This is a genomic window from Bacillus sp. JJ1609 (assembly GCF_036967045.1).
In the GTDB taxonomy this organism is placed as follows: domain Bacteria; phylum Bacillota; class Bacilli; order Bacillales; family Cytobacillaceae; genus Mesobacillus.
Genome location: NZ_JBALSS010000008.1, coordinates 62,684 through 70,611 on the forward strand (window position 1 = coordinate 62,684; position 7,928 = coordinate 70,611).

The 7,928-nt window shown below is 41.3% G+C and carries 8 protein-coding genes; 5 read left to right on the forward strand and 3 right to left on the reverse strand.

All coding sequences use genetic code 11. From position 1 onward, the window contains the following. Positions 1–215 precede the first annotated feature (215 nt). Both V7654_RS09090 and V7654_RS09095 read right to left on the reverse strand, forming a co-directional pair. The gene (locus V7654_RS09090) at positions 216–1,004 is read right to left on the reverse strand and encodes a BsuPI-related putative proteinase inhibitor (protein WP_335430029.1); all 789 of its coding nucleotides are present in this window, start codon (positions 1,002–1,004) and stop codon (positions 216–218) included. 23 nt (positions 1,005–1,027) lie between these two features. Next, entirely contained in the window at positions 1,028–1,870 is an 843-nt protein-coding gene (locus tag V7654_RS09095) for a YitT family protein (RefSeq protein ID WP_335430030.1), read from the reverse strand. Between the two features lie 131 nt (positions 1,871–2,001). On the opposite strand from V7654_RS09095, the gene V7654_RS09100 reads away from it, so the two are divergent. Together V7654_RS09100 and V7654_RS09105 are read left to right on the forward strand one after the other, a co-directional pair. Continuing rightward, on the forward strand, positions 2,002–2,862 hold the full coding sequence (locus V7654_RS09100) for a DegV family protein (RefSeq protein WP_335430031.1): 861 nt from the start codon (positions 2,002–2,004) through the stop codon (positions 2,860–2,862). A gap of 68 nt (positions 2,863–2,930) precedes the next feature. Beyond that, positions 2,931–3,062 carry a DUF3941 domain-containing protein gene (locus V7654_RS09105; protein ID WP_125478228.1) on the forward strand — a complete coding sequence of 44 codons (132 nt, stop codon included), beginning with the start codon at positions 2,931–2,933 and terminating at the stop codon, positions 3,060–3,062. A gap of 35 nt (positions 3,063–3,097) precedes the next feature. On the opposite strand, the gene V7654_RS09110 is transcribed toward V7654_RS09105, so the two are convergent. Then, a complete protein-coding gene (locus V7654_RS09110; RefSeq protein WP_335430032.1) occupies positions 3,098–3,955 on the reverse strand; it encodes a CvfB family protein in 858 nt (285 codons plus the stop codon). Between the two features lie 197 nt (positions 3,956–4,152). Between V7654_RS09110 and V7654_RS09115 the strand changes: the two genes are divergently transcribed. The 3 genes from V7654_RS09115 (at position 4,153) to V7654_RS09125 (ending at position 7,863) form a co-directional block, all read left to right on the forward strand. After that, positions 4,153–4,644, forward strand: coding sequence for a YajQ family cyclic di-GMP-binding protein (locus V7654_RS09115; RefSeq protein ID WP_335430033.1), 492 nt, complete (start codon positions 4,153–4,155; stop codon positions 4,642–4,644). A gap of 409 nt (positions 4,645–5,053) precedes the next feature. Beyond that, the gene (locus tag V7654_RS09120) at positions 5,054–6,697 is read left to right on the forward strand and encodes a CoA-disulfide reductase (protein ID WP_335430034.1); all 1,644 of its coding nucleotides are present in this window, start codon (positions 5,054–5,056) and stop codon (positions 6,695–6,697) included. A gap of 299 nt (positions 6,698–6,996) precedes the next feature. Continuing rightward, positions 6,997–7,863 (forward strand): SDR family oxidoreductase, encoded by an 867-nt coding sequence (locus V7654_RS09125; protein WP_335430035.1) that lies wholly within the window; start codon positions 6,997–6,999, stop codon positions 7,861–7,863. Positions 7,864–7,928 lie beyond the last annotated feature (65 nt).

Here is a 7,928-nt window from a genome sequence, read left to right on the forward strand (position 1 = left end):
AAAAAGAAAGCACCAATAAAGCCTATTGGTTACCCGAATAAACATAAATTGGAAAATAAAGGCGCCAATAAAGCCTATTGGTTATCTAAATAAACATATATTGGAAAAAGAAAGCGCCAATAAGGCCTCTTGCTTACCTAAAAGAGCAAATGTGAGCTTAAATGTGTTTCGTACAATGTTACTTCCACCGGCCCAACAGGTGTACCAACAGCCTACTAATTATTGTTGTTGAATCTCTCCAATAGGACAGGATAAGTGTGAATGATCGTGCCATCTTTGCTTCGTTCATAAAGATTCAAAATGACGGAACCATTTTGAGGCAGGTTTTCTTTGGAGATGGACACACCGATCACAAACGGATTCCATTGTGGATATTTTGAATCTGTAACGATTTCAGTCTCGCTTATCAGTTCATTATGGCCATCCTCGACAGTGTAGTAAAACTTACCGTTGATTGGTCTTGCTTCCCCGATTATCTTATACTCCCCCTTACTGCCTTCAGCGCGCACTCCCTTAAATACTGGGTTCTCTTCAGGAACATACATTGTTTTTGTATCCGTAAGCAAGCTTTTATGGGATATTAGTCTGCCGTCTAGACTGACCGCTTTCAGCTTTGCTCCGACGGTATAGTCGCCTTCTTTCGCTCTTGTCCCTTCAGTTGTATAATCCCAGGTCTCTATCCATTTGATGCTTTGCTGCGGCTGCAGTGTCAATGTTTCAAATGCCTGGGCAAAGGCTTTTCCATCTGAGTATTGATACGCCTTTTTCTTATTTTCATCGACTACTGTGATTTCATATTTCTGAGAGGTAGGAAACTCGAACGAGATTGGGTCGTTTCCATCATTCCTTAAAAACAATTCAAACTCTGCCATTTCCGGTCCAGCCACAGGGTCAATAAAAAAACTAAAATCACTCTGGCTCACTGCTTGTTTTTCCTCTCCAATAGCAAGTGCTGGCGCCACGGCAATCAAAAGCAAAATGATAAGCAAGCTGATTTTCCTCATCCACTTACACTCCTTTTCTAAAGTTACTCCCTTCTGAAAAAACCAAATATTCCCGTCGTCTGGACAATATTCGTAAAGGCTTGTGGATCGACATCCTTGATAATTCTCTCAAGGTCGTACATCTCATATCTGGTTATGACGATAATAAGCATTTCTTTTTGCTCGCCTGAGAAGGCTCCTTTAGCAGGCAGTAATGTGATGCCTCGTACTAATTTATCGTGAATCGCTTTCTTTAATTCATCTGATTTTTTCGTAATGATCATTGCTGTCAATTTTTCATGGCGAGTATGGATCGCATCAATTACACGGGTTGATACATACAAAGCAACTAGAGTATAAAGAGCATTTTCCCAGCCAAAAATATATCCTGCGGTCAATATAATGATGCCGTTTAACGTAAAGAAATATGTACCAACCGGGCGGTCATTCATACGTGAAAGGACCATGGCAATAATGTCCATTCCTCCCGTTGACGCTCCCCATTTCAACGTAAGCCCAACACCAAGAGCGGCGATCACTCCGCCAAACACCGCGTTCAGCAAAATATCTGTTGAAACTTCTTTTACCGGAAGAACTTCCAGGAAAAAGGAGGAAAGGACAACAGAGATAAAACTATACAGAGTAAACGATTTCCCTACTTTCATCCACCCGAGGATGGTCACTGGTATATTCAAGAGCAAGAGCAGAACCCCTGTCGAAATATTAAACGGTGCGTATTCACCCAGAATGCTTGATACCAGCTGCGCAATCCCTGTAAATCCGCTCGCATAAACATTTGCCGGGATTAAGAAAAAGTTTAGTGACATCGCATTAAGCAATGCACCAATCACTACGATGATGATTTTTTTTGTTTCCATCCAGACCATGTAAATCCCCCTTTATTTTTTCTAATATTCCTCTACCCCTATTTTGCCGAAAATCACTACATTTAATTGTCTTTTTGCGATATTACCGATAAACTATTATGATATAAAGGTTGAAAGCAGGTGAAAGGTTTATGTCAGTAAAAATCATGGCTGACAGTGCATGTGATTTGCCATACAATTTTTATGAAGAAAATGGGGTCATACTATTTCCTTTAAAGGTCCAAATTGACGTTACTGAATATGAGGACCTTAAAACAATTCAGCCTAAACAAGTGTACGATGCCATTCGTGCTGGCAATCTTCCTAAAACCTCACAGGCTTCCCCTGCAGGTTTTAAAGAAGTGTTTACTGAATTAGCTAAAAATAAACAAGAAGGTATATACATAGCATTCTCTTCTGAATTATCAGGAACATACCAGACAGCTGTAATGATTGCTGAGCAGGTGAAGGAAGAATATCCAGACCTCAATTTAACAATCGTTGATTCAAAATGCGCGTCGCTCGGACAAGGCCTTTTGGTTATGGAAGCAGCAAGGATGGCGAACGAGCAATTTTCGAAGGAAGACATCTTGAAGGATGTCGATTTCCGCAGACAGCATATGGAGCATTTATTTTCCGTAGATGATCTTGACCATCTTGCAAAAGGTGGACGTGTTTCGAAAGCCTCTGCATTTGTTGGCGGACTTCTCAACATCAAACCATTGTTGAATGTAGAAGACGGAAAGCTTGTTCCAATCGAAAAGCTCCGCGGAAAAAAGAAATTGCATCGCAGAATCGTTGAGCTGATGAAAGAACGCGGCGAAGGCTTTGAAAGCCAGATTGTAGGAATAAGCAATGCCGATGACGAGGAAACAGCAGCAGAAATGAAAGATATGATTATTCAGGAATTGAATCCAAAAGATGTTGTGATTACTTCTATTGGAGCGGCAGTAGGCTCACATGTGGGACCAGGTGCCCTTGCCATTTTCTTTTTAAATAAACAGCAATCATAATCTTACATACTCCTTTCAGGTTTTAGGAAAAATAAAATGAATCCTAAATCTGAAAGGAGTTTTTATGTATGCCGCATACTTCGGATAACGATAAAAAAGCAAAGGACAACAACGCCCTTCGCCATGAAAAGAATATGATGCGTGAAAAAAACCGCAAAGCTGGTAAGAACGAATACTCAAAGAAAACAGACCATTTGTAATGGTAATAAAAATAGAGCCAATCAGGCTCTATTTTTTATTTTTTATATGTCCAATTATTTTCCTGATAAATCTTTTCTTCTTTCATAAGCCTTCCAAGTGCGCGTTTGAAAGAGCCTTTGCTCATCCCAAAGCGTTCCTGGATGTCTTCAGCCATGCTCTTATCATGGTATGGCATCGCGCCATTTCGCAGCTCTAGATAGTCCATGATTTTTTGGGAATCTTCATCAAGCGCTTCCTGCTTGCGCGGAAGTAAAGACAGATTGACTGAACCGTCCTCTTTTACATCGATGATCCGTCCTTCTACCTTTTCGCCAATGCGCGGCTCAGTCCGGCGCTGTGATTCGTGGATAAAGCCTTTATAGCCTTCTGCCGTTATAATCCAGCTTCCAACCCTGGCAGTACGGTAAATGTAGCCATGGACGTTCTTATTAAAATCGCTCCTAGTTGCTTTGATGGATATATCCTGAATTACAGGATCTGTAGCCATACGTGCGTAAATCATGTTGTTCCTGTTCACACGGAGGGTGATATAAAGCAAGTCCCCTTTTTGCGGCCAAACCGACTTTACAACAGGTAAATCTTCCTCTCCAAGCAATATATCTTTGCTGATACCGATATCAAGGAAAACTCCAATGCCGTCTTTTACATCCACAACCGGCACCCAATCGTAAGTACCTACGGAAATCTTAGGTATAGTGGTTGTCGCAGTAAGCCTGCCTCTTGAGTCCACAAATAGAAAAACTTCTACTTGATCACCTTCTTCAAATGTTTGATTCGTATCATTGGAGTGGAGTAGTACATCTTCTTCCCCATCGGTTAAAAAGTAACCATATTCAGCAATTCTTGCGACGGTCAGCTCCAGTGTCTGGCCTGTATAATCATTCAAGGACATATAATTCCTCCTGTATTAATTTTTTCTAGATTGTTTATTGATATTAATCTCTCACGGTTGCTGAGATTTACTTATTTTCGAAGTATCTTTTATCATTAAACTTTTTAAACAAGTATACCCTAAATTACGCAAAGTTGTTTGAACTGCTATATTTTACTATAATGAAGACATAATTAAAATGTTTTCCGGAGGTAGCTATGTCTAAAGAGAGTTCATTTGATATTGTGTCCAAAGTAGAAATGACTGAAGTAACAAATGCAATCAGTATTGCGATGAAGGAAGTACAAACGCGTTATGATTTTAAAGGCAGCAAAAGCGACATTTCGCTGGATAAGGAAGAGCTTGTGCTTGTTTCCGATGATGAATTTAAGCTTGACCAGTTAAAGGATGTTCTATTCAGCAAAATGATCAAGCGAGGAATTCCTGTAAAGAATCTTGATTATGGAAAAGTTGAACGTGCTTCTGGGGGAACTGTTCGCCAAAGAGCAAAGCTTGTCCAGGGAATTGATAAGGAAAACGCAAAGAAGATTAACACGATCATTAAAAATAGTGGAGTAAAGGTAAAGAGTCAGGTACAAGATGACCAGGTTCGTGTAACTGGAAAAAACCGTGACGACCTGCAGAAAATCATTGCTGCAGTCAGAGAAGCTGATCTTACCGTTGACGTGCAATTCGTGAATTATCGTTAAGGTGAATGATAAAACTAAATATGATGAAAACCGCAGCGGACATTGACATTGTCCGCTGTTTTTTTTAATGATGCTTTATACTTTGCTGTGTTAAACACGACTGTTGATTTCCGCTAAAGGCGCCATCTTCCACTCCAATCAACAGTACTTCAAAATCACCAATAACCTTTAACATAGCCTTATACTTAAAACTTCATCATATTTTCACAAACTCTGGACAATTTTCTCTTATTTACAAGTTAGTATTAAAATATATAGCTTTGTGTGACATTTGTCTGCTTTTAATCTTAATCCAGCTAAAACTTTCACAAATCCTTCACAAAGCACTATTGGTTTTCCGCATTTCTCGAGTTAATATACCGGTAGTGGTATAAAACATAAATTTTTCAACCGAAAGGATGACAATAAAATGGGTAAAAAAATCGTAATTGTTGGCGGCGTAGCAGGTGGAGCAACCACAGCAACTAAACTTAGAAGATTAGATGAGCAAGCCGAAATCGTTTTATTTGAAAGAGGTGAATTCATTTCCTTTGCTAACTGCGGTCTTCCATACCATATAAGCGGTGTGATAGAAGACAGAAATAAATTATTGCTTCAGACAGTCGAAGGAATGAATGCACGTTACAATTTGGATATCCGAAATTTTTCTGAAGTTACATCTATTAACCGTGAAGAAAAGACGGTTTCAGTGAAGCATGTTCAAACTGGTGAGGAATACACTGAAAGCTATGATGTCCTTGTTTTATCACCAGGTGCAAAACCAATCGTTCCTCCAATCGAAGGCCTGAAGAGTGACAATGTATTCACATTACGTAACATTCCAGATATGGATAAAATCAAGAAATATCTTGAGGAAAAGAATCCAAAGAACGCTGTTGTCATCGGTGGAGGCTTCATCGGTTTAGAAATGGCAGAGAACCTTGTTCATGCAGGCGTGAATGTTACTCTTGTTGAAAAATTGCCACAGGTTATGGGACCAGTTGATCCTGAAATGGCAGCAATAGTCGAAGACGAATTAAGAAAGAATGGCGTTGAGTTGATACTAGGCGACGGTATCACTGATGTTAAGGAGCAAGGCACGAAGGTTGTCCTTGAAAGCGGCATGGTGCTTGATGCTGAACTTATTATCCTGTCAATTGGTGTCCGTCCAGAAAACACCCTAGCAATTGAAGCTGGCCTGGAGGTTGGAGAGCGCGGCGGTATTAAGGTGAACGAATACCTTCAGACTTCTGATGAATCTATCTACGCTATGGGTGACGCAATCGAAGTCACTGACTTTATCAATGGTCAGCCGACAATGATCCCGCTTGCCTGGCCGGCTAACCGCCAGGCGCATATAGTCGGTCACCATATCAATGGACGTAAGATTGCCTACCCTGGTACTCTCGGTACTTCCATTGTTAAAGTTTTCGAATTGACCGCTGCTACAACTGGTAACAGTGAAAAGCTATTGAGAAGACTTGGTATTCCGTATGAGGCTGTTCATATCCACCCAATGTCACACGCTGGATACTACCCAGGTGCCGAGCAAATGTCTCTTAAAGTCATTTTTGACAAAGAAACTGGCAAAATTTATGGTGCACAGGCAGTTGGTAAAGATGGCATAGATAAGCGCATCGATGTTATCGCAACTGCCATTAAGGGCGGTTTGAGTGTGTACGATCTTCAAGAGCTTGAACTTGCATATGCACCGCCATTCTCTTCTGCTAAAGACCCAGTGAACATGGCTGGTTATGTAGCATCCAATATCGTGGATGGCACAATTGAAGCTGTCCAGCATTATGAGGTTGACGATTTAATCAAGGACGGTGCAATCATGATCGACGTCCGAACTGAAAAAGAACATGCAGCTGGAAAAATCGAAGGGTCAAAGAACATTCCGCTTGATGATCTTCGCAGCCGCCTTGACGAGCTTCCAAAGGATGAAACGATTCTGATCACTTGCCAGGTTGGACTAAGAGGATACCTTGCATCCCGTATCCTACAGCAAAATGGCTTCAAGGTTAAGAACCTGACAGGCGGTTACAAGACTTATTCAGTATTTAAAAGATAATTAATAATATATTACTGCAGCAGCTCCATTGATGGAGCTGCTGTTTTTGTTTGGATCTGTTAACCTTAACTGTTGATTTCCGCTCTAGGTGCTTCGCTTGCTTTCCGGTGGACTTTCACCGAGCCTTCTCGTCGCTTACGATATATCCTCTTAAAAATCCTCTGTCCCTCTCCCTGATGGTATAAAAATGCCTGATTGAATCCCACTCATTCTCTAATGAATTAATTTCCATGTTTTTTCTCTGGATTTTAAAGGAATTTAATAAGTGTTGAAACTATAAATCAGGAGTGAATTTAATTATGCCAAAAGAAAATAACAAACAAGGCTTCCCGCCACAGCACCAGGACCATCAGCCGGGCACTGAACCGGAAATGAAACCAGAACCAAAATCAGTTGATGACAATTATAAGGGTTCAGGAAAATTAACGGACAAAGTGGCCTTAATCACGGGTGGCGACAGCGGAATCGGGAAATCTGTGGCGATTTACTTTGCCAAGGAAGGTGCCGATGTGGCCATCGTGTATCTTGAGGAGAATAATGACGCACAAACGACAAAGGAGCTAATTGAAGCAGAAGGTCGCAAATGCCTGCTGATTGCTGGAGATGTGGGAGATGAATCATTCTGCAATCAGGCTGCAAAGAAAACAATCGATAAATTCGGGAAGATTGACATCCTTGTCAATAATGCTGCTGAGCAGCACCCGCAGAAAAGCCTGTTAGACATCTCGGCAGCTCAGCTTGAGAAAACTTTCCAGACTAATATTTTCTCGATGTTTTATTTAACTAAGGCTGTACTTCCTAACCTTCAGAAAGGAAGTACCATCATAAATACATCATCTATAACGGCTTATAAAGGCCATGAGACGTTAATTGACTACTCTGCGACTAAAGGGGCGATCGTAACCTTTACTCGATCCCTTGCCATGTCACTCGCCTCTCAGGGCATCCGTGTTAACAGCGTTGCACCTGGGCCTATTTGGACGCCGCTAATTCCCTCCACGTTCTCAGCAGAGGAAGTGGCTAAATTTGGTACGAACGCTCCGATGGGTCGCGCTGGCCAGCCATTTGAACTTGCACCTGCATACGTATATCTGGCAAGTGATGACTCCACTTATGTCAGCGGTCAAACGATCCATGTTAACGGCGGCACGATTGTAAACGGGTAAAGTGATACGGTAAGAAAAGCGCAAGCGCCTTGTTCAGCCCCGACATGCGCTGGAGGGCCGACCGG

What these genes read in the sequence shown, in the direction of transcription:
- V7654_RS09105 (WP_125478228.1), top strand. Translation starts at nt 2,931, where the DNA reads ATGCCGCATACTTCGGATAACGATAAAAAAGCAAAGGACAACAACGCC.
- V7654_RS09120 (WP_335430034.1), top strand. Translation starts at nt 5,054, where the DNA reads ATGGGTAAAAAAATCGTAATTGTTGGCGGCGTAGCAGGTGGAGCAACC.
- V7654_RS09110 (WP_335430032.1), bottom strand. Translation starts at nt 3,955, where the DNA reads ATGTCCTTGAATGATTATACAGGCCAGACACTGGAGCTGACCGTCGCA.
- V7654_RS09100 (WP_335430031.1), top strand. Translation starts at nt 2,002, where the DNA reads ATGTCAGTAAAAATCATGGCTGACAGTGCATGTGATTTGCCATACAAT.
- V7654_RS09115 (WP_335430033.1), top strand. Translation starts at nt 4,153, where the DNA reads ATGTCTAAAGAGAGTTCATTTGATATTGTGTCCAAAGTAGAAATGACT.
- V7654_RS09090 (WP_335430029.1), bottom strand. Translation starts at nt 1,004, where the DNA reads ATGAGGAAAATCAGCTTGCTTATCATTTTGCTTTTGATTGCCGTGGCG.
- V7654_RS09095 (WP_335430030.1), bottom strand. Translation starts at nt 1,870, where the DNA reads ATGGTCTGGATGGAAACAAAAAAAATCATCATCGTAGTGATTGGTGCA.
- V7654_RS09125 (WP_335430035.1), top strand. Translation starts at nt 6,997, where the DNA reads ATGCCAAAAGAAAATAACAAACAAGGCTTCCCGCCACAGCACCAGGAC.